This is a genomic window from Streptomyces sp. NPDC028314, from assembly GCF_055565795.1.
Map to the genome: position 1 here is coordinate 16,201 of NZ_JBVHTP010000012.1, position 19,430 is coordinate 35,630.

22 protein-coding genes are annotated in these 19,430 nt (G+C 70.7%); 16 read left to right on the forward strand and 6 right to left on the reverse strand.

Going from position 1 to position 19,430, the window contains the following annotated elements; genetic code table 11:
- From ACZ4TG_RS26050 to ACZ4TG_RS26095, 10 genes are all read left to right on the forward strand, one after another.
- Positions 1-369: a TadE/TadG family type IV pilus assembly protein gene (locus ACZ4TG_RS26050; protein ID WP_468166877.1), complete on the forward strand. Its 369-nt coding sequence runs from the start codon at positions 1-3 to the stop codon at positions 367-369.
- Positions 366-1,721, forward strand: coding sequence for a CpaF family protein (locus tag ACZ4TG_RS26055; protein ID WP_468166879.1), 1,356 nt, complete (start codon positions 366-368; stop codon positions 1,719-1,721). Before ACZ4TG_RS26050 ends, ACZ4TG_RS26055 begins: the two co-directional genes overlap by 4 nt.
- A complete protein-coding gene (locus ACZ4TG_RS26060; RefSeq protein ID WP_468166881.1) occupies positions 1,718-2,656 on the forward strand; it encodes a type II secretion system F family protein in 939 nt (312 codons plus the stop codon). Before ACZ4TG_RS26055 ends, ACZ4TG_RS26060 begins: the two co-directional genes overlap by 4 nt.
- Positions 2,657-2,667: 11 nt before the next feature.
- On the forward strand, positions 2,668-3,561 hold the full coding sequence (locus ACZ4TG_RS26065) for a DUF5936 domain-containing protein (RefSeq protein WP_468166883.1): 894 nt from the start codon (positions 2,668-2,670) through the stop codon (positions 3,559-3,561).
- 3 nt (positions 3,562-3,564) lie between these two features.
- Positions 3,565-4,875: a sensor histidine kinase gene (locus tag ACZ4TG_RS26070; RefSeq protein WP_468166885.1), complete on the forward strand. Its 1,311-nt coding sequence runs from the start codon at positions 3,565-3,567 to the stop codon at positions 4,873-4,875.
- Entirely contained in the window at positions 4,875-5,561 is a 687-nt protein-coding gene (locus ACZ4TG_RS26075; RefSeq protein ID WP_468166887.1) for a response regulator, read from the forward strand. The genes ACZ4TG_RS26070 and ACZ4TG_RS26075 overlap by 1 nt, the downstream gene beginning before the upstream one ends.
- A gap of 110 nt (positions 5,562-5,671) precedes the next feature.
- The gene (locus tag ACZ4TG_RS26080; RefSeq protein ID WP_468166889.1) at positions 5,672-5,920 is read left to right on the forward strand and encodes a hypothetical protein; all 249 of its coding nucleotides are present in this window, start codon (positions 5,672-5,674) and stop codon (positions 5,918-5,920) included.
- On the forward strand, positions 5,917-6,561 hold the full coding sequence (locus ACZ4TG_RS26085) for a pilus assembly protein TadG-related protein (protein WP_468166891.1): 645 nt from the start codon (positions 5,917-5,919) through the stop codon (positions 6,559-6,561). The genes ACZ4TG_RS26080 and ACZ4TG_RS26085 overlap by 4 nt, the downstream gene beginning before the upstream one ends.
- A gap of 261 nt (positions 6,562-6,822) precedes the next feature.
- On the forward strand, positions 6,823-7,182 hold the full coding sequence (locus ACZ4TG_RS26090; RefSeq protein WP_468166892.1) for a hypothetical protein: 360 nt from the start codon (positions 6,823-6,825) through the stop codon (positions 7,180-7,182).
- Between the two features lie 4 nt (positions 7,183-7,186).
- Entirely contained in the window at positions 7,187-7,825 is a 639-nt protein-coding gene (locus ACZ4TG_RS26095; RefSeq protein WP_468166894.1) for an OmpA family protein, read from the forward strand.
- Here ACZ4TG_RS26095 and ACZ4TG_RS26100 read toward each other — a convergent pair.
- Positions 7,797-8,393, reverse strand: coding sequence for a TetR/AcrR family transcriptional regulator (locus tag ACZ4TG_RS26100; protein WP_468166896.1), 597 nt, complete (start codon positions 8,391-8,393; stop codon positions 7,797-7,799). The two genes, ACZ4TG_RS26095 and ACZ4TG_RS26100, sit on opposite strands and share 29 nt — an antisense overlap.
- 109 nt (positions 8,394-8,502) lie before the next feature.
- On the opposite strand from ACZ4TG_RS26100, the gene ACZ4TG_RS26105 reads away from it, so the two are divergent.
- The gene (locus ACZ4TG_RS26105; RefSeq protein ID WP_468166898.1) at positions 8,503-8,979 is read left to right on the forward strand and encodes a nuclear transport factor 2 family protein; all 477 of its coding nucleotides are present in this window, start codon (positions 8,503-8,505) and stop codon (positions 8,977-8,979) included.
- Between the two features lie 94 nt (positions 8,980-9,073).
- Positions 9,074-9,889, forward strand: coding sequence for an alpha/beta fold hydrolase (locus ACZ4TG_RS26110; RefSeq protein ID WP_468166900.1), 816 nt, complete (start codon positions 9,074-9,076; stop codon positions 9,887-9,889).
- 80 nt (positions 9,890-9,969) lie between these two features.
- On the opposite strand, the gene ACZ4TG_RS26115 is transcribed toward ACZ4TG_RS26110, so the two are convergent.
- On the reverse strand, positions 9,970-10,983 hold the full coding sequence (locus tag ACZ4TG_RS26115; RefSeq protein ID WP_468166902.1) for an SGNH/GDSL hydrolase family protein: 1,014 nt from the start codon (positions 10,981-10,983) through the stop codon (positions 9,970-9,972).
- A gap of 204 nt (positions 10,984-11,187) precedes the next feature.
- Positions 11,188-11,763, reverse strand: a complete 576-nt coding sequence (locus tag ACZ4TG_RS26120) for a TetR/AcrR family transcriptional regulator (protein ID WP_468166904.1) — start codon at positions 11,761-11,763, stop codon at positions 11,188-11,190.
- A gap of 111 nt (positions 11,764-11,874) precedes the next feature.
- On the opposite strand from ACZ4TG_RS26120, the gene ACZ4TG_RS26125 reads away from it, so the two are divergent.
- From ACZ4TG_RS26125 to ACZ4TG_RS26135, 3 genes are all read left to right on the forward strand, one after another.
- Positions 11,875-13,467: an MDR family MFS transporter gene (locus ACZ4TG_RS26125; RefSeq protein ID WP_468166906.1), complete on the forward strand. Its 1,593-nt coding sequence runs from the start codon at positions 11,875-11,877 to the stop codon at positions 13,465-13,467.
- A 302-nt stretch (positions 13,468-13,769) separates the two neighbouring features.
- Positions 13,770-14,615, forward strand: coding sequence for a polysaccharide deacetylase family protein (locus ACZ4TG_RS26130; RefSeq protein ID WP_468166908.1), 846 nt, complete (start codon positions 13,770-13,772; stop codon positions 14,613-14,615).
- Between the two features lie 104 nt (positions 14,616-14,719).
- The gene (locus ACZ4TG_RS26135; RefSeq protein ID WP_468166910.1) at positions 14,720-15,043 is read left to right on the forward strand and encodes a nuclear transport factor 2 family protein; all 324 of its coding nucleotides are present in this window, start codon (positions 14,720-14,722) and stop codon (positions 15,041-15,043) included.
- A gap of 76 nt (positions 15,044-15,119) precedes the next feature.
- Here the strand turns inward: ACZ4TG_RS26135 and ACZ4TG_RS26140 are convergent, their stop codons facing one another.
- The gene (locus ACZ4TG_RS26140; RefSeq protein WP_468166912.1) at positions 15,120-16,250 is read right to left on the reverse strand and encodes a serine hydrolase domain-containing protein; all 1,131 of its coding nucleotides are present in this window, start codon (positions 16,248-16,250) and stop codon (positions 15,120-15,122) included.
- 186 nt (positions 16,251-16,436) lie between these two features.
- Between ACZ4TG_RS26140 and ACZ4TG_RS26145 the strand changes: the two genes are divergently transcribed.
- Entirely contained in the window at positions 16,437-17,066 is a 630-nt protein-coding gene (locus tag ACZ4TG_RS26145) for a hypothetical protein (RefSeq protein ID WP_468166914.1), read from the forward strand.
- A 181-nt stretch (positions 17,067-17,247) separates the two neighbouring features.
- Here ACZ4TG_RS26145 and ACZ4TG_RS26150 read toward each other — a convergent pair whose 3' ends face one another.
- Positions 17,248-18,534 (reverse strand): extracellular solute-binding protein, encoded by a 1,287-nt coding sequence (locus ACZ4TG_RS26150; protein WP_468166916.1) that lies wholly within the window; start codon positions 18,532-18,534, stop codon positions 17,248-17,250.
- A gap of 266 nt (positions 18,535-18,800) precedes the next feature.
- Positions 18,801-19,418, reverse strand: coding sequence for an SMI1/KNR4 family protein (locus ACZ4TG_RS26155; protein WP_468166918.1), 618 nt, complete (start codon positions 19,416-19,418; stop codon positions 18,801-18,803).
- Positions 19,419-19,430: the final 12 nt, after the last annotated feature.

A 19,430-nucleotide genomic window follows, 5' to 3' on the forward strand; every position in this document is an offset into this window, starting at 1 on the left:
GTGAACCGGCACCGTGACCGCGACCGGGGCCAGGTGGCCCTGGAGTACATCGGGTTCATCCCGATCCTGCTCTTCGTCGCGCTGTGCGGCATCCAGCTCGGCTGGGTCGCGTACGTCCACCAGCAGGCGCAGACCGCGGCCCGTACGGCCGCGCGCGTGGAGGCCCGCAAGCCGGGAGCCGGGGCGGCGGCCGGCGAGGCGGCGGTGAAACCGGGCCTCGGAGCGACGGTGGCGGTGTCGTCGACCGCCGACGCCGTCACCGCGCGGGTCAGCATCCCGGTCAAGTCCATCGTGCCCGGACTCAGCGTCGACCCCGCCACGGCCACCGCGATCATGCCCAACGACGACCCCGAGGTGACCGGACCATGAGCCTGCGTTCCCGGGTCAACACCCCCGACGACCGCCACAGCCCGCGGGAGGACGGCCGGCTGGTCTCCTCGTACCGCGCCAAGCTGCTGGAGGAGATCGACCTCGCCGAGATGTCCGCGCTCGCGCCCACCGAGCGCCGGGCGCGCCTGGAACGCGTACTCGGGCACATCATCAGCCGCGAGGGCCCGGTCCTGTCCACCGTCGAACGCGCCCAGCTGATCCGCCGCGTCGTCGACGAAGCCCTCGGGCTCGGCGTGCTCGAACCGCTCCTCGAAGACCCGTCCATCTCCGAGATCATGGTCAACGGACCCGATCAGATCTTCGTCGAGCGGGCCGGCCGCGTCGAGCAGCTCCCGCTGCGCTTCGCCTCGCACGAACAGCTGATGCAGACCATCGAGCGGATCGTGTCCACCGTCAACCGCCGGGTGGACGAGGCCAATCCGATGGTCGACGCCCGGCTGCCCAGCGGCGAGCGCGTCAACGTCATCATCCCGCCGCTCTCCCTCACCGGCGCCACCCTCACCATCCGCCGCTTCCCGCGCGCGTTCACCCTGCACGAGATGATCAGCCTCGGCTCCCTGGACGAGCAGATGCTGCTCCTGCTCTCCGGCCTGGTCCAGGCGAAGATGAACGTGATCGTCTCCGGCGCCACCGGCACCGGCAAGACCACCCTCCTCAACGCCCTCTCCGGCCTGATCCCGGAGGGCGAGCGCATCATCACCATCGAGGACTCCGCGGAACTCCAGCTCCAGCAGGCGCACGTCATCCGGCTCGAATCCCGGCCGGCGAACGTGGAGGGCAGCGGACGGATCACCATCCGCGACCTCGTACGCAACTCCCTGCGCATGCGCCCCGACCGCATCATCGTCGGCGAGGTCCGCGGCGGCGAGACGCTCGACATGCTCCAGGCGATGTCCACCGGCCACGACGGCTCCCTGGCCACCGTGCACGCCAACAGCTCGGAGGACGCCCTGATGCGCCTCCAGACCCTGGCCTCCATGTCCGAGGTGGAGATCCCCTTCGAAGCACTCCAGGACCAGATCAACAGCGCCGTGAACGTCGTCGTCCAGCTGACCCGCTTCGGCGACGGCTCGCGCCGCATCACCGAGATCTCCATCCTCGACTCGCACGGCCGCGAGCCGTTCCGGATCACCACCGTGTGCCGCTTCGCGGCGCAGCCGATGGGGGCGGACGGCCGGATCCGCGGCTACTTCGAGTACTACCCGCTGCCCCGCCGCATCGCGGACCGGCTCTACATGAACAACCAGCCGATCCCGCAGGCCTTCGGGGTCGCCATGTCGGACGACCAGCTCGCCACCCGGACCGCTCGGACCACCCGGACCATCCTGTGAACCCACTGATCCTCCTCACCCTCGGCGCCACGCTCCTGGCCTGCCTGCTCGTGGTCTGGGGCGTACACGCCTACGCCGCGGGCCGCGCCCAGCGTGCCGCGCTCATCGACCGCCTCTCCGCGAGCGGCGCCCCCGAACCCGTGGGGCGCAGACGCCGCTTCCCGGAGATCGACCGCCGGCTGCGCCGCACCCGGCTGGGCCGCCGCATCGAGATCAAGCTGGCGACGACGGGCCTGGACCTCACCCCGGGCGAGTTCTTCGTCTACGGGCTGATGGCCGTGGCCGGGGTCTGGCTGGTCTCCGCGTCCTTCCTGGCCCCCTTCTTCGGCCCGGTGGCCGGCCTGATCGGCGTCTGGGCGGCCAACGCCTTCCTGAACTGGCAGCGGACCCGCCGTACGGAGCGGTTCATCAACCAGCTCCCCGAACTGGCGCGCATCCTCGCCAACGCCACCCAGGCCGGCCTGGCCCTGCGTACGGCCATCGGGATAGCGGCCGAGGAACTGGAGGCCCCGGCGGGCGAGGAGCTCGGGCGGGTCGCCGACCGGCTCGCCGTCGGGCACTCCATCGAGGAGTCCCTGGGCGAGCTCACCGAACGCCTCCCGTCGCGGGAACTCGTGGTCCTGGTCTCCACCCTGGTCCTGTCGGCCCGGGCGGGCGGCGCGATCGTGGGCAGCCTGCGCAACCTGACGGTGACGCTGGAGCAGCGCAAGGAGACGCGCAGGGAGATCCGTACGCAGCTCTCGCAGGTGACGGTGACGGCGTACCTGGTGCCGGCCATCGGGCTCGGCTCGCTGCTGCTGGTGGACATGATGATGCCGGGCGCGCTGGACCGGATGACGGGGGCGCTGATCGGCCAGACGGCCGTCCTCGTCGCCCTCGGCCTCTTCGCGCTGGGCTTCATCCTCATCCGCCGCCTGTCGAAGATCGACGTCTGAGGGGGCTGACCATGACCGCGCTCCTCCTCGCCCTGGCCCTCGGCCTGTCCGTCTTCGGCGCCCTGTACGGGATCCGCCTCTACCGGGCCGACGTGAAACTCCCGAGCGACCTCGTCCTGGCCCTGGAGGTCGGCGCCACCCGTACGACCGCCGTCGGCTCGCTCGTCGACCGCCTGGGCATCCGCTGGGCCCCGCTGGTGCTGCGGCTGATGGGCCAGGAACGCGTCGCGCGCAAACGCCGCCAGATCGACATGGCCGGCAACCCGGCCGGCCTCACCATCGACCGCTACGCGGCCCGGCGGGCCGTGTACGCCTTCCTGGGCGGGCTCGGCGCCTTCTCGCTGCTGCTGAACGACCAGCTGGTACCGGCCCTGCTGATGGTCGCGTTCGGACTCTTCTGGATCGAGGCGGGCCTGTGGTCCGCGATCCGGGTGCGGCGGGACCACATCGAGCGGACGCTGCCGGACTTCCTGGACGTCCTCGCGGTCGTGGTGAGCGCCGGCCTGGGCTTCCGGCAGGCGCTGGAGCGGGTGGCGGGCAAGTACGACGGACCGTGGTCCGACGAGATCCGCATCACCCTCCAGCAGATGGACATGGGTGTCAGCCGCCGCCAGGCCTTCGACGAACTGCGCCGGCGCAACGACTCGGAGCAGGTCGCGCAGTTCGTGACCGCGCTCCAGCAGGGCGAGGAACTGGGCTCCCCGATCGTCGAGACCCTGATCGCGATCGCCGAGGACATGCGCCGCACCGACGCCCAGAACGCCCGCCGCCGGGCCGCCCGGGCCGTCCCGAAGGCCACCTTCGCCGTCACCATGTTCATGCTGCCCGGCACGCTGATCCTGCTCGTCTGCGGGTTCGTGTACGGCGCGAACATCGACTTCGGCGCCATGTTCGGGGGCGGGTGAGCCATGGCCGTCAGCCTCGGGCTCCCGGCGGTCGCGGACCGCGCAGGCCGCGTCGACGGCGCCGGCCGCGTCGACGGCGCCGGCCGCGTCGACGGCGCCGGCCGCGTCGACGGCGTCGGCCGTCCCGCCGCGCCCGCCGTACCCGCCGCGCCCGCCGTACCCGCCGTACCCTCCCTGAGCCTCCAGGTGAACGCGCTGCAGGCCCTGTGCCGCCAGGTCTTCGGGTTCCGGCTGGTGATGATCGGCCTGGGCACGCCGCTGGCGCTCGGCCGCACGGCGCCCGGCGGGCCCGTGTACCTCGTCGGCGGCGCGGCCCTGCTGACCTTCATGCTGTCGTACGTCCTGTTCCGCGACTGGGAGCGGTTCGGGCCGCTGCTGCTGCGCCACCGCTGGCTGCTGGCCCTGGACATGGCGCCCGGCGCGCTGCTGCTCGTCACCGCCACGCCCCAGTCCCCGCTCGGCTTCGTCTCCCTGTGCACCCCGCTGCTGGCCGGCCTGGTCTACGGCTGGCGCGGCTCGGCGGTGTACGCGGCCGCGCAGGCGGCCGTGGTCGCGGCCCTGGCGGGCGGCCCGACCCTGTCCGGCCTCTGCCTGCTGGCGGGGGCGGCGGGATCCTGCCTGCGGGACCTCCTGTTCCGCTTCGGTACGGCCAGCCAGGCCCTGACCGAGACCCGGGCCCGGCTGGCCGCGGCCGAAGCGGTGCGGGCCGAACGGGACCACCTGGCCCGGGAGATGCACGACTCCGTCTCCAAGACCCTGCACGGCCTGGCCCTCGCGGCCGACGCCCTGTCCCGCACCTCCGACCCGGCGGCCATCCGCAGCCAGGCGGAGGCGGTGGCCGAAGCCGCCCGCCGGGCCGCGGCACAGTCCCGGGAACTGCTGGGGGACCTGCGCGCCGACCTGGAGGCCCCGGGCGTCCGGCTGGCACCGGAACTCCGCGCCCTCGTCGACGCCGGCCCGGGCACGGTCCTTCGTACGAGCGGGGTCCTCCCCCTCCTCCCGGCCGCGGTGGCCCGCCACCTGGTGGCGGTGGCCTCGGAAGCCCTGGAGAACGCCCGCCGCCACGCGTCCGCGTCCCGCATCGAGGTCTTGGCGGCGGCCTCGCCCGCGGCCCTGACCCTCACGGTCACGGACGACGGCCGCGGCCTCCCGCCGGGCGGCGCCGACCTCTCCTCCCTGCACGCCGCGGGCCACTTCGGGCTGCTCGGCATGACGGAACGCGCCGCGGCGATCGGAGCCCGCCTGCGCATCGGCCCCCCTGACACCGGCCCCGGGACCCAGGTCCGCCTCGACTTCCCCCTCGGGAGCCTGTGATGCCCGCGCTCCGCGTCCTGATCGCCGACGACAACCCGGTCGTCCGGGCGGGTCTCTCGGCCCTGCTGGCGACGGCCGGGGACATCGAGGTCGTCGCCGAGGCGGCGGACGGCCGCGAGGCCCTGCGGCTGACCCGGACCCACGCCCCGGACGTGGTCCTCCTCGACGTCCGGATGCCGGGGGTGGACGGCATCTCGGCGCTGCCGCACCTGGTGCGGCTGTCGCCCGTACTGATGCTGACGTACAGCCAGGAGTCGGAAATCGTCCGCGAGGCCCTGCTGCTGGGCGCGGGCGGCTACCTGGTCCACGGCGAATTCACGCCGGACCTCCTGGTCACCGCGGTCCGAGACGTCCACGCGGGCCGCGCCCACTTCACCCCGACGGCGGCGAACGCCCTCCTCGCGGAACTCCGTACCTCTTCGCAACCGCAACGAGTTGTGGCACAGTCTTCTCAGCGCCTTCCCAACCACATCGCGTTCGGGCTGAGTTCACGTGAGGAGGAGGTCATGGATCTGATCGCATCCGGGATGAGCAACCAGCAGATCGCGGCCACCTGCTTCATCAGCGAGAAGACGGTCAAGAACCACATCAACCGCATCTTCGCGAAGCTCCAGACCACCACCCGCAGCGAGGCCATAGCCCACTGGCTGGGAACCGCCCGTCCAGGGGTGACCGGCCATGGGTAGACACTCTGCGCAGTGGGCCCGTAATTGGGCCCCGGGACCCTTGGTTATCACCCGTAACTCCCCGTACGGTCCGCAAATCGACAGCGGCACCCGACCGGGAGGGAACCCCCATGTCACACAACACGCTGCTGAAGGCCATGGTGCAGACGAAGCTCAGCGTGAGCGGCTGGACGGACACGGCTGTGACGCGGATGCGCAAGCGCTACGCGAGCCCGGATCGCGGCCAGACGGCCTTCGAGTACCTGGGCATCATCCTGGTGGTCGTGGTGATCATCGGCGCGATCATCGGCACCGGAATCGGTACCGAGATCACCACCAAGATCAAGCAGGCAGTCACGGACATCAAAGCGGGCAAGTGACCGCAGTCGGACGGTTGGCCGATCGAGGGCAGGCCTTCCCCATCTATGTCGTGGTGGTGGCAGGCCTGCTTTTTGCTGCACTCGCCTTCTTCGTCGTCGGAATGGCTGGAACCACCCGCAGCGGTGCTCAGGGAGCAGCCGACGCAGCGGCACTTGCGGCCGCTCGTGAAGCCAGGGACAACGTTCTCTCGGGCCGTAACCTGCTCGACCTCAAGCCGGCAGACTGGGAGGAGATCCTCAAGGGTGATCGCCTCGACGGTAAGGGGGCCTGCGCGAAGGCAGTTGAGTTCGCGGCATTGAACGCCGCGACTGCAGCATGCGAACCTGCCATCCCGGAATTCACGGTCAAGGTGACCACTGACGGAACAGTCGGGAGCTCGGTCATTCCGGGTACGGAGAGCATGCATGGGTCGGCCACAGCAACGGCTGTGATTGAACCGCGCTGCACTCTCGGGGGTTCCGAGCCGACCCCGACCCCGACGCCAAGCGCGACGCCCGCACCGGGAGAAACCGGTGCGGGGATACCTGCGTCCGTCGCCTTCATCTGCAAGGGAGGCGGACCGCTCGTGTTCGACCCTTCGAAACCCGGCCCGTTGCCGCAGCTGGCGAGGAAACTCTTCAGTGTGCGACTGGCTAACTGACATCGAACGAGAGACAAGGAACCCGCTTAGATGAGCATTCGGCAAGGGGCTAGTGTCCGTGGGGGAACGGTCGTAGTGGTTGCGGCTGCCTTGGCCCTTACGCTGGCCGGATGCGGCAGCGGCGATGACGCCAAGTCCAAGGAATCGCAGAAGTCCTCCTCTCCGCCGGCTCAAGACGGCAACTCGAAGACGCCTTCACCTTCCAGTGGTCAGAGCTCTCCCCCGGCTGAGGTGATTGCCACTGTGGAGGGAGCGAACGGTATGGCTCTCGTCATCAATTCGGCGACGCGAGAAGCTGGGGGATTCCTCACGATCAATGGGCAGATCAAGAACAACGGAAGTCAGTCGTTCGCGGGTACCTCAGCGTGGCGAGGCAATGAACTGACTCAGAGCGGCGAATCCGTGGCGGGCGCGACATTGGTCGACAAGGTGGCCAAGAAGCGGTACTACGTACTACGCGACACTGATGGCAGGTGCTTGTGCACCACCGGGGTCTCCAGCGTTGGCGCGGGCCAAGTCGTCCCCATGTTCGTCCAGTTCCCGGCTCCACCCGCAAACACCTCCGAAGTGGAATTCAACCTCCCCACCTTCGCCACGGCGACCATCAAAATCTCCGGGTGATCCCATGACCAAACGCCACCGCGTATCCGCAGCCACCGCCGTCGTCGGCCTCGTCGTCGCCGGCGCCCACTTCATCGGCGCGACCAGCGCCCACGCCGACGACGTCAAGCCGTCCGTGCCCCCCGGCACCGAGCCGTCCGCCGCCGCGCCCGTGGCCATCGACTCGAACTCACCCGGGCTGAAGATCCCTCAGGGCGGGACCCTCGCGCCCATCAAGGTGCTCGACATCGCCGAGGTCGTCGAGGATCTCGGGGGTGAGCAGCGGCGGCAGGAGACCAACCAGACCGTCATGATGGCGCTGCAGTCCGAGGTGCTGTTCCCCGAGAACAGCGCGGTGTTCAACGCCCAGGCGGCCGCCCGGATACAGGCCATCGCCAACGAGATCAACCAGCAGAAGGCGACCCGCGTGCGGGTCTTCGGGTTCACCGACGACCAGGGCAGCTACGAGCACGGCAAGGAGCTGTCCAAGCAGCGGGCCGATGCCGTGCAGGCGGAGCTGGTGAAGACGGTGACCAACCCCGGCGTCATCTTCGACGTCCGGGGATACAGCGAGGACTACCCGATCGCGGACAACGGCACCGAAGAGGGCCGCAAGAAGAACCGCCGCGTCGAGATCACCTTCCCGCGCGGGAGCGGTCAGTAGCCGCGGCCACGAGTACGGCCGCCGCCTCGCGGGCCCGGTGGGCCGGGGCGGGGCCGGGGTCGAGGGCCGCCACCGCGGTGGCGCCCTCGACCAGGAGCAGCAGTTGCTCCGCCAGGGGGCAGTTGTCCGGGGCGGAGGGGCCGGCCGGGTCGGTGGGGTCGGTGCGGCCGGTCAGGTCGGCCAGGAGGGACCGCAGCTCCGCCTTGTGGCGGCGGACCACGTGCAGGACCGCCTCGGGCCCGGTGCCGAGTTCGCCGTGGGCGTTGAGGAACGCGCAGCCCCGGAAGTCCGGCTCCGAGAACCAGGCCGCCAGCCAGTCGAAGACGGCCGCCACCGGATCCGGGGCGCCCGTCACCGCCGCGCGCAGGCTTGCCGTCCAGCGTCGGTCGCGCCGCTCCAGGTAGGCCGTGACCAGGGCTTCCTTGGCGGGGAAGAGTCGGTAGAGCCGCTTGAGGGGCACGCCGGACTCCGCGCGGATGCGGTCCATGCCGACGGCCTGGATGCCGTCGGCGTAGAACAGCGCCTCCGCCGCGTCGAGCAGCCGGGTGCGGGCCTCTTCGTCGTCCATGGGGGCAGCGTAGTCCAGATCCCCTTGCCTGGAGAACGGGCGTTCTCTAGGGTGGGCCGCGAGTCGGGAGAACGATCGTTCTCCATCCCCTTTCCGAGAGGGCCGAGCCATGACCGCTGCCGCCGCCACATCCCGCCCGCCCCTGCCGCCCTTCACCGAGGAGAGCGCCCGCGCCAAAGTGCAGGCCGCCGAGGACGCCTGGAACAGCCGCGATCCCGACCGTGTCGCGCTCGCCTATACCGAGGACTCCGTCTGGCGCAACCGCGACCGCTTCCTGACCGGCCGCTCCGAGATCCGCGCGTTCCTCGCCGACAAGTGGCAGCGCGAGCTGGACTACCGGCTCCGCAAGGAGCTCTGGGCGTACACCGGGAACCGGATCTCGGTCCGGTTCGAGTACGAGTGGCACGACAGTGCGGGCCAGTGGTGGCGCAGCCACGGCAACGAGCAGTGGGAGTTCGACGACGACGGCCTCATGCGCCGCCGGGAGGCCAGCATCAACGACGTCCCCATCGACGCCGAGGACCGCCGGCTCCGCGCGGCGGAGGCGTCGGGGGCGGCGCAGGCCCCGCCGGCCCCGCACGCGTGACCTTCCGGGCCCGGAGGTTGCCCGCCGCGCCCGCGCGGTAGGTCTCCCGGCGCGGGGCGGGCAGCCGCCGGCCCGGACGAGGGGACTCGGAAACATGCCGCGGGCGCGCGTCAACGGCGTCGACCTCTTCTACGAGCTCCTGGGTGAGGGCGAGCCGCTCGTACTGGTCCACGGATCCTGGGTCGACCACCGCAACTGGAAGCGGGTCGTCCCGCGCCTCGCGCAGTCGTACCGGGTACTGGTCTACGACCGCCGGGGCCACGGCCGGAGCACCTGCCCGCCGGGGCAGGGCAGCCGGACCCAGGACGAGGAGGATCTCGCGGGGCTGATCGAGGCCCTGGGGCTCGCCCCGGCGCACGTCGCCGGGAACTCCTTCGGCGGGGCCACCGCCCTCGGCCTGGCCGTCCGCCGGCCCGGGCTGTTCCGTACGCTCGCGGCCCACGAGCCCCCGCTGATGGGCGTCGTGGCCGACGACCCGGAACTGCGGCCGCTGATGCGGGCCACGCAGGGCAGCGTCGACGGCATCCTCGCGGCCCTGCGCGCGGGCGACGCACCCGGCGGCGCACGCCGGTTCGTGGAGGAGGTCGCCTCCGGGCCGGGGGAGTGGGACAGGATTCCGGAACCGATCCGCGCGTCCTTCATCGCCCACGCCCCCACCTTCGCGGACGAACAGGCCGACCCCGGCTGGGCCGCGCTCGACCTGACCCGCCTCGCCGCCTACCGGGGGCCCGCGCTGCTGACCACGGGCGCCGAGGGCCTGCCGTGGTTCCCCGCCATCGTGGCCGCCCTCGCGGCCGCGCTCCCCCAGGCACGGGTCAGGGCCCTGCCGGGCGACGGGCACGTCCCCCACCTCACCCACCCCGAGCGGTACGTGGACGAACTCGTCGCCTTCATCGACGGCCGCGGCTGACTCGACGCGTGGTCCGGCCGCCGTCCAGGATCAGGTCGGCGCCGGCCGTGTTCGAGGATCCTTCCGGTTCCTCCGTGCCGTCATGCTCTGCCCGCCCCGAGCCCGATCAGGGCCGCGGTGACCAGGTCGGCCTGGTGGGTGACGCCGCGGAGGTTGGGGTGGATGACGGTGCAGGCCTCGCCGTCGGAGGGTACGGACCGGCACAACCGGGACGGCGGATCGTTCTGCGTGCCGGGGCCGGTCAGGCTGTCCTTGATCCCGTACATCCAGCGGGTCTCGCCGCCCGCGCACACGCCGTGGCCGGTGCTGGAGGTGTACGTGTCCACGTACGCGGCGCCGGCCCGGCGGGCCTGGTCGCGCAGGACGGTGTTCAGTCTCTGCTCCACGGAGTCGAGCCAGGGCATGTCCGCCTTGGCGACGGTCCCGAACTGGTGCCAGGAGCCCCAGCGGCAGCCGGTGCCGTCATCGACGACGGCCGGGTATCCGACGACCGCCACCTTGGCGCGGGGTGCGCGGGACCGGATCTCCTTGAGGAGGTCCGCGAAGTCGCTCTGGAGGGAGCTGAATCCGGCGTTGAGCCGGGAGGCCCCGGCGCCGCGGGTGTAGTAGGTCGAGCAGGGGGTGCCCAGGCCGAAGGCGGCGAAGCCCTGTTCCACGCACTTCTGGACGATGTCGAAGAAGCCGATGGAGTTGCCGCCGATGCCGAGCGTGACGAGGTCGGTGGTGGCGGACAGGGCCTCGACCTGGGCCGGGCGGGGGGACCAGCCCTGCGCGGGTGGGACGGACGGCGGGCCGGACAGCTCGGTCTGCGGCTCCAGGGCGCCCGCTCTCACCTCGGCGGCGGAACAGGTGACGTCGGTGAGGCGCACGCTGAGCCGGCGCGCGGTCTGCTGGGGGTAGTTCTGGGCGGAGCGGCCGCAGCCGTCGTCGGTGGACCAGGGGCGGACGAAGGCTCCGGCGCTGTAGGAGTCGCCGAGGGCCACGTAGTCGAGGGGAGTTGGTGGTGGTGCGGCCGTGGCCGGGGCGGGGGCCGTGGTGAGGGCGGCCACGGCGAGGGCGGCGACGGCAGCGGCGGCGAGACGGGTTCCGGGCACGGCGGTGTCCTTGGCTCGGGCGCCGTCGGACGGTCCGGGTGGCGCACTTCACCGAAGGTAGCCGGATTGGTTACGGAGAGTAGTATTCTGGGGGGTGAAACCCCCGGATCGAGTGACGGGTGGGGGTTGCAGGACCCCCGGCTCCGCCCCGGAGTGAGCCCCGCGACTCCGCCCCGGAGCGAGCCCCCCGGCTCCGCCCCGGATCTACTGGCGGTGGGCCTGCGTGATGAGGTCCGTCGCGACTTCGAGGGCCGCCAGGCGGGTCTCCTCCGGGTTGCCCTCCACGTGCTGGAGGAACATCATCCCCGCGTGCAGGGTGAACAGGGCGCTCACGCAGCGGACTTGGTCCGTCAGCGGGCCGTCCTCGGTGCGGAGCAGCTCGACCAGGGTGAAGAGCCTCTTCTTCACCGTCTCCCCGATGCTCAGCTCCCGCATCGTCGCCTGGTTCTCCTGCATGAACCGGTACAGCGAGGCGCCCGCCGCCATCGCCTCGCTGTAGCGCCGCAGGACTTCCCGCTTCGTCTCCAGCGTGCGCGGCTGCTCCTGCGCCCACTCGATCAGCTCGTCGATCGGCCGCGTCGAGTCGTCGAAGAGGCTGATGATGATGTCTTCCTTAGTCTTGAAGTGGTAGTACAGCGCCGCCTTCGTGACCTCCAGCCGCTCCGCGATCTCGCGCAGCGACGTCTTCTCGTAACCCTGCTCGGCGAAGAGCTCCACAGCCACGTCCTGGATGCGCTGACGCGTGTTGCCACGGCGCTGCTGCGGACTGCTGCTGGTCATGGCGCTCCTCAGATACTTACTTGACGCCCGGCTAGTTACGGGTCTACCTTCCCCAGTGTAGTGAACTAGCCGGGCGGCAAGTAAGCACCGGGTGCCAGGGGAGTGGACGAGATGGCGGAACTGACTAAAACGGCCGGTACCTCGGGGGAGGTGAAGCCCCGCAGCGTTCGCGTCGTACTCATGGCCCTCATGATCGCAATGTTGCTGGCCATGCTCGACAACATGATCATCGGCACCGCGATGCCCACGATCGTCGGCGAGCTCGGCGGGCTGGAGCACCTGTCCTGGGTGGTCACTGCGTACACGCTGGCCACGGCCGCCTCCACCCCCATCTGGGGCAAGATCGGCGACATGTACGGGCGGAAGGGCTCCTTCCTCACCTCGATCGTGATCTTCCTGATCGGCTCCGCGCTCAGCGGCATGGCCCAGGACATGGGCCAGCTGATCGGCTTCCGCGCGATCCAGGGCCTCGGTGCCGGCGGTCTGATGGTCGGCGTCATGGCGATCATCGGCGACCTGATCCCGCCCCGTGAACGCGGCAAGTACCAGGGCATGATGGCCGGCGTGATGGCCCTCGCCATGATCGGCGGCCCGCTCGTCGGCGGCACCATCACCGACCACATGGGCTGGCGCTGGTCCTTCTACATCAACCTCCCGCTCGGCGCCGTCGCGCTCGCGATGGTCACCGCGGTCCTGCACCTGCCCAAGAAGGCGGGACAGGGCGAACGCCCGAGGATCGACTACCTCGGTGCGGCCCTGCTGACCATCGCCATCACCTCCACCGTGCTCGTCACCACCTGGGGCGGCACCGAGTACGCCTGGGGCTCCGCCGAGATCATCGGCCTGATCGCCGTCGGCGTCGTCTCCATCGCCGCGTTCCTCTTCGCCGAGACCAAGGCCGCCGAGCCCGTCATGCCGCTGCACATCTTCCGCAGCCGCAACTTCACCCTCATTTCGGTGATCGGGTTCCTCGTCGGCTTCGCGATGTTCGGCGGCGTGCTCTACCTCCCGCTCTTCCAGCAGTCGGTGCAGGGCGCCTCCGCCACCAACTCCGGCCTGCTGCTCCTGCCGATGCTGCTCTCGATGATGGTCGTCTCGCTCGTCGCGGGCCGCGTCACCACCAGCACCGGCAAGTACAAGGTCTTCCCGATCGTCGGCGGCGCGCTCATGGTCGTCGGGCTCTTCCTCCTCGCGACGATGGACACCGGCACCAGCCGCCTGATCTCCGGCGTCTACATGGCGATCCTCGGCGCCGGCCTCGGCTTCCTGATGCAGATCACCATGCTCGTCGCGCAGAACAGCGTGGACATGAAGGACATGGGCGTCGCCTCCTCCTCCGCCACCCTCTTCCGTACGCTCGGCGGCTCCTTCGGTGTGGCCCTGATGGGCTCCCTGTTCACCTCGCAGGTCACCGACACCATGACCGAGCGGCTGGGACCCGAAGCCGCCGCCAAGGCCGGCTCCGCCCAGCTGGACGCCGCGAGCCTGGCCAAGCTCCCCGAGGCCATGCGCGAGGCCTACCAGCACGCGGTCGCCGCCGGCACGCACTCCGCGTTCCTGCTCGGCGCTGCGATCGCCGTACTGGGCTTCGCGGCCGCCTGGTTCGTCAAGGAGGTCCCGCTCCGGGGCGCGGGTCCGGCCCAGGCCGCCGGCGCCGAGGACGGCAAGGCCGCCCAGTCTCCGCAGGAGTCCCTCGCCCACTGAGCGACCGGATGAACCCAGGACAGGGCGAATAACGAGAACGAGCCCGGCACCGGTGGACGGACGATCCACCGGTGCCGGGCTCTTCGCGTACCCGCGCGCAGGCTTGAACCCCCGAGCTGACGGGTAGGAACTTGAACCGGTTCCACCCGGTTTCAACTGGGCCGAAAATCAGGACGATCAGGGACCAAGGTCCTATTATCTGGAATTTATGCGGGAATTGGCTGGAACCCCTCCGTGTCGCCGGACGTCTTGAACCACGGAACGCCCGCAAGGCGAAGGGGAGTGGACAGCTCATGGGGTTCATGGCGCGCACGCACAGGCAGGGCACACGGTCCGGACTCGCCATCGTGGCAGCGGCCACGGCCGTGGCGGCGACCGTATGGGGAGTGACGACGGTCGTCGGCCCGGACCACCACCCCGCGCACGAGAACGTCTCCCGGCAGACCGACGACCCGGCCAACGGCGACGGCGGCTCCCCGGGGGCCCCGGGAGCCCCCGGGGCCCCCGGCCCGGCGCAGAAGCCCGGACAGCGGATATCCGAGGACATAGCCCACGCCTCGGAGAGCGGCGGCGACGCCGTCAACATCACCATCGACGACGGCCCCGACCCCAAGTGGACCCCGAAGGTGCTCTCCGTACTCAAGAAGTACGAGGTGAAGGCGACCTTCTGCATGATCGGCCCGCAGGCCCAGGCGCACCCCGACCTGGTCAAGCAGATCGTCGCGGCCGGCCACCGGCTCTGCGACCACACCATGTCCCACGACACGGCCATGGACAAGAAGCCGGTCTCCTACCAGGAGGCGCAGATCCTGGACGCGAAGAGGCGGATAGAGGAGGCCGCGGGCGCCGGCGCCACGGTGGAGTACTACCGGGCCCCCGGCGGCGCCTTCACCCCCGACAGCAGGCGCATAGCCGCCGCGAACGGGATGCGCCCGCTCGGCTGGAACGTCGACAGCAAGGACTTCAGCAAGCCGGGCGTCGCGGCGATCGTCGGTACGGTCAAGAACGAGATGAAGAACGGCCCGACCGTGCTCTTCCACGACGGCGGCGGCAACCGCACGCAGACCGTCGAAGCCCTCGACCAGGTGCTGGCCTGGCTCCGGGACCAGGGCCGGCCCACCGGTTTCCCCGTCCGCACGGCCCCCTGACACGCCGTCCGGCGGCGAACGGGTGAGGGTCGCCGCCCCGGCCCCGCCCGCGGTGTTCCCTGGTCGCGCACGCAGCGCCGTACGCACGCATCCGAGGAGCCTCCGTGATCGACCCGGCCCAGCTGACCGACCCCGCCGTCCGCGCCTTCGTCAACGCCGTCAACTCCGGGGACCGGGCCGCGTTCCAGGCGGCCCTGACCCCCGGCGCGACCATGTCCGACGACGGTTCGGACCGCGACCTCGCCGACTGGGCCGAACGGGAGATCTTCTCCTCCGGCGGCCACATGGCGGTCGCGTCCGAGGCCGACGCGGGCCGCTCCCTGGTCGTCGACTACCGCAACGACACCTGGGGCGAGATGCGTACCGCCTGGCGGTTCGACGTCACCCCCGACGGGCACGTCAGCCGCTTCGAGACCGGCCAGGCCTGACGGGCCACGGCCCGCGGCCCACCCTTCAACCGAGCGCCGGCCACGGCCCGCGGGCCACCCTTCAACACCGCGCCGGCTACAGCCCGCGCGCCACCTTCAGCACCGCCGCCGTCAGGCGGGCGTTCTCCGGGGCCAGGCCGCCCGGGAAGCCGAACCGGCGGCGCGTGTACCCGTACGCGATTCCGGTGACCGGGTCCGCGAAACCGTTCGCTCCCGCCGCGCCGCTGTGCCCGAAGGCCTGCGGACCCACCGCCGGCTGCTGCTCGAAGCCCAGCCCGAAGTGGTCCGCCTCCCGGGTCACGAGCTCGTCGCCCGGGGTGTGCAGCCGCGCGAACTCGGCCGCCGTCTCCGGCTTCAGCAGCGGGGCGGCGCCGTCCACCTCGCCGATGGCCGCCGCGTACATGCCCGCGATGCCGGACGCGTTGCCGACGCCGCCCGCCGAGGCCGTGCCCTTCGCCTTCACCGCGGGGTGGTTGGCGTAGGCGATCAGGTCCATCGGCGGGTCGGTGTGGAAGTTGAAGGCGATGTTCAGCAGGGGCTTGGGAGCCGGTGCGGCGGCCAGCTCCGCCAGCTGCTCCGGCGTGGGCAGCGGCTCCAGGACCGGCTTCCAGCGACTCTCCGCCGCGGCGGGCAGGCCCAGGTACAGGTCCAGCCCGTACGGCGCCCGGACCCGCTCCTCGAAGACCTCCTGGAGGGAGCGGCCCGTGGCCCGCCGGACGACCTCGCCGGTCAGCGCGCCGATCACGAACGCGTGGTAGCCGTACCCCGTGCCGGGCTCCCAGTACGGCTTCGAGGCGGCCAGCCGCGCCGCGACCAGCGCGTCGTCCGCCAGCTCCTCGATCGTGAAGCCCTCCGGGGTGTTGATCAGCCCGGACCGGTGCGAGAGCAGCTCGCGCAGCGTCAGCCGCTCCTTGCCGTCCCCGGTGAACTCCGGCCAGTACGAGGAGACCGCCCGGTCCAGCTCCAGCACCCCGTCCTGGACGAGCAGCGCCACCACCAGGTGGGCCGCGCCCTTGGTGATCGAGTAGACCCCGCTCAGGGTTCCCACGTCCGTGTCCTCACCGGCCCACAGGTCCACCACCGGGCGCCCGTGGTGACGTACCACCAGCTGGGCCTCGGGCGAGTGCGGTTCGGCGGCCACGAAGGCCTCGAACTCCTCCCGTACCGACTCCCAGCCCGCAGCCACCGTGCCGTTCGTGTTGCTCATCGCGTCCCCCTGAGGATGTGCCGTGATCGTTTCTTCGTGTTCCGCACGGCCCCAACTGGCGCTGATCAGGTGATATTCCAGGCGGCCGGGGGAATATGTCATCTCCGAGTCCCGCCCGGCTGCCCTTACGGGTGAACGCGCGCCCGGCGTAGTTCCGGCACGCCGCAAGCCCCCGTTGGACCGGGCATGAAGCGCACCCGCACCGCCGCACTCGCCCTCGCCGCCGCCGTGGCCGCCCTCGCCCCGGTCCTCGGCCAGTCCGCCGCGACCGCCGCACAGGGCACGCCCTACCTCCAGGACCCGGGCGGCGACGAGAAGGCGATGAAGTCGATGTGGACCAAGGACGACATGCACAAGGTGGAGGGCCAGTTCCGCTTCTACCCCACGATCCAGTACGAGACGGTCCGCAAGCCCGGCCCCAAGGAGGCCCCGGACTTCGAGCGGAAGGTGCCCGACCCCAAGACGCTGGCCTGGCTGCCCTCGTACGAGTTCGCCTGGTCGGTCTCCGACTCGAAGCTGGTGAAGAGGGCGGTCACGACGAAGGACGGCCGGCAGCGGATCCTCCTGCACGCCGTACTGCGCAACGCGAAGGGGGCCACGGCGGGCGAGGTGCGCCGGGACCTGGCGGACCGGCCGGCGACGGGCCGGGAGAAGGTCCCCGGTGGCAAGCGCATCGCCTGCGACACGGGCGAGTACACGGTGGAGTGGTCGGTCACCCGCTCCGGCTACGGGACGCTCCGGGGCACGCTGCGCTGGGACTCCGACTGCGGGCAGTACCGTACGGCGTTCTCCGAGGACAACGGCATGCAGAAGTAGGGCGGTCGGGCGGAGCGGGGAGGGGCGGGAGGGAGGCCGGCCGCCCCGGCACCTTGTGGGCGCGCTGTCGGGCGACTGGGCCGCGGCCTTGGATCAAGTGCCGTAACAGCCATGGTGCCGCACGGGGTGGGATGCGGCAGGGGGCGAAAGTCCTGTTTCCCCAGGGCCTTCGGTGGGTGGTTCAGCGCTTCTTGCCGGCCGCGGTCGCCTTGGCGGCGATGTCCTCCAGGACGCCCTTCGGGTCGCCGGACGGCTCCACCGCGCGGCCGATGTTGCGCTTGATGGTGTCGCTGACCGTCACCCAGGACGGGTCGTTGACCGGGTAGAGCTGGGCACCGCGCAGGGCGGTCAGGAACTGCGTGTCGGTCGCGTCGAGCCCGCCGCCGGCCGGGGTGCGGGAGGCGGAGACCGTCGAGGGCAGCAGGTGGTAGCGGCCGGCGAAGTCCGCGAGGTTCTTGTCCTGGTAGACGAAGTCCAGGAACTTGCCGATCTCCGCGCCGTTGCCGTTCTGCTTGAACGCCATCATCCAGTCGGCCACGCCCACGGTCGGCGGGGTCTCCCCGGAGCCGAGGGTGTCCGAGACGGGCATCGAGACGGCGCCGACGTTCATGCCCTTGGCGCGCGCCTCGTGGGCCAGCGAGGGGTAGCCGTTGAGCATGCCGACCTCTCCGCGCATGAACGCCGCGAAGGCGTCGGCGCGGTTGAGCTGCGAGGGCGGGACCGGGCCGGTCAGGCCGGGGGCGACCAGGTATTCCTTGATCCACTTGAAGGTCTGGATGTTCTGGTCGGAGGCCAGGCTGTAGTTGCCGCTGTTGTCGGCGTAGCCGCCGCCGTTGCTCAGCTCCCAGATCATCGCCTCGGCGTGCGCCTCCTCCGGGCCCAGGGGCATGGCGTACGGGAACCTCACGCCCTTGTCCTTGAGCGCCTTGGCGTCGGCCTTCAGGTCGTTCCAGGTCTTCGGCGGGCTGGTGATCCCGGCCTTGGTGAACAGCGCCTCGTTGTAGAAGAGCAGGCGGCTGCTCGCCACGAAGGGCAGGCCGTAGAGGGTGTTGCCGACCGATCCGGCCTCCGCGAGCGGCGCGAGGAAGTTCGCCTCGGCGGTGACCGAGAGGAGTTCGTCCGCGGAATAGAGCTTGCCCTGCGCCGCGAAGTCCGAGTAGGCGCCCATGAGGGCCATGTCCGGCGCCTTGCCGTCCTTGACCATACGGGAGACCTCGCGGTCGATGTCGGCCCACGGAAGCAGTTGCACCTCGACCTTGATACCGGGGTTGGCGGCGGTGAAATCCGTCGTCATCTTGTCCCAGAAAGCCTTGGAGCTGGTGGCCGGAGTATCGCCGTATTCGGCGGCGACCAGGCGCAGCGTACCGCCGTCACCTGTGCCGTCGCCGGAACTTCCGCAGCCGGCAAGAGGTATCAGCAGGCCGAGTACGGCGGTGCTGGCGGTCGTGCCGAAGATTCTTCGTCGCACGGGTGGAGTCCCCTGATTTTCTTTTGAGTCCCGTTGTTACTTATGAGTTGCTCCGGGCTGGGGTGTCCGTCCATGGCCCGTTGGCCGGAATTCTCTCCTGACGGCAGGGTGGTTGATTCCATTGGGGTGGTAGTTGTGTTCAATGCTCCAACTGGGGCTTTTCCGCATGGTGTTTTCCGATATGTGATCAACAAATCGGACGCGCGTAGACATGCCGAAAAGCCCGTTTCCGGTCAGGGAACGGGTGAACGGGGTCTTCGGACGGACTAGTCGGCGAACTCGCCCGCGTACGGGTCGGGCTCGCCCGTCTCGGGGTTGCGGCCCTCCTGCCACCGGCGCTGCGCCTTGCGCCAGTGGACGAAGCTGAGGTGCCCGCCGTCCCAGAAGGTGATGCTGACGGGGCTCACGTCGAACTCGTCCGAGCAGAGCTGGAGGAGGAATTCGGCCATGCCGTACGGGTACACCGCGAAGGAGTCGGCGGTGTGCCGCCCGACCACGAGGACCGGCCAGCGGTCGGGGTCGGGATCGGTGGTCAGCCAGCACAGGATGTCGGAACCGCCGGTGACCCCCCAGGCGATGATCGACTCGGGGTCCACGTCGAAGGCGGCCCGGCCGCCCTCGGCCTCCCAGACCTGACGGGCGTTGGCGGTCTCCTCGGCCATCTCCGCCGGGTCCCACTGGAGTCCGGGCTTGGGGAGGGGCAGCAGGATGCTCGCCTCGCCGTTGATGGAGCCCGAGCCGAAGCGGCCCATGAAGGCGATGAAATCGGCCGGGAACCTGGTCCCCCAGGCCGCCTCGGCGGCCCGCCAGTCGATGTCCTCGTCGGCGCCGTGCGTCGCCGGCATGATCTGCTCCAGCGCCTTGATCCGCGCGTTCTCCGTCATGCCGCTCCCCTG

Excerpts from the sequence above, each read along its gene's own strand:
- ACZ4TG_RS26100 (WP_468166896.1), bottom strand. The coding sequence starts at position 8,393 with ATGGACGACGAAGAGGCCCGCACCCGGCTGCTCGACGCGGCGGAGGCG.
- ACZ4TG_RS26120 (WP_468166904.1), bottom strand. The coding sequence starts at position 11,763 with ATGACCAGCAGCAGTCCGCAGCAGCGCCGTGGCAACACGCGTCAGCGC.
- ACZ4TG_RS26130 (WP_468166908.1), top strand. The coding sequence starts at position 13,770 with ATGGCGCGCACGCACAGGCAGGGCACACGGTCCGGACTCGCCATCGTG.
- ACZ4TG_RS26065 (WP_468166883.1), top strand. The coding sequence starts at position 2,668 with ATGACCGCGCTCCTCCTCGCCCTGGCCCTCGGCCTGTCCGTCTTCGGC.
- ACZ4TG_RS26055 (WP_468166879.1), top strand. The coding sequence starts at position 366 with ATGAGCCTGCGTTCCCGGGTCAACACCCCCGACGACCGCCACAGCCCG.
- ACZ4TG_RS26125 (WP_468166906.1), top strand. The coding sequence starts at position 11,875 with ATGGCGGAACTGACTAAAACGGCCGGTACCTCGGGGGAGGTGAAGCCC.
- ACZ4TG_RS26110 (WP_468166900.1), top strand. The coding sequence starts at position 9,074 with ATGCCGCGGGCGCGCGTCAACGGCGTCGACCTCTTCTACGAGCTCCTG.
- ACZ4TG_RS26095 (WP_468166894.1), top strand. The coding sequence starts at position 7,187 with ATGACCAAACGCCACCGCGTATCCGCAGCCACCGCCGTCGTCGGCCTC.
- ACZ4TG_RS26105 (WP_468166898.1), top strand. The coding sequence starts at position 8,503 with ATGACCGCTGCCGCCGCCACATCCCGCCCGCCCCTGCCGCCCTTCACC.
- ACZ4TG_RS26140 (WP_468166912.1), bottom strand. The coding sequence starts at position 16,250 with ATGAGCAACACGAACGGCACGGTGGCTGCGGGCTGGGAGTCGGTACGG.
- ACZ4TG_RS26075 (WP_468166887.1), top strand. The coding sequence starts at position 4,875 with ATGCCCGCGCTCCGCGTCCTGATCGCCGACGACAACCCGGTCGTCCGG.
- ACZ4TG_RS26090 (WP_468166892.1), top strand. The coding sequence starts at position 6,823 with ATGGCTCTCGTCATCAATTCGGCGACGCGAGAAGCTGGGGGATTCCTC.
- ACZ4TG_RS26080 (WP_468166889.1), top strand. The coding sequence starts at position 5,672 with ATGTCACACAACACGCTGCTGAAGGCCATGGTGCAGACGAAGCTCAGC.
- ACZ4TG_RS26145 (WP_468166914.1), top strand. The coding sequence starts at position 16,437 with ATGAAGCGCACCCGCACCGCCGCACTCGCCCTCGCCGCCGCCGTGGCC.
- ACZ4TG_RS26070 (WP_468166885.1), top strand. The coding sequence starts at position 3,565 with ATGGCCGTCAGCCTCGGGCTCCCGGCGGTCGCGGACCGCGCAGGCCGC.
- ACZ4TG_RS26155 (WP_468166918.1), bottom strand. The coding sequence starts at position 19,418 with ATGACGGAGAACGCGCGGATCAAGGCGCTGGAGCAGATCATGCCGGCG.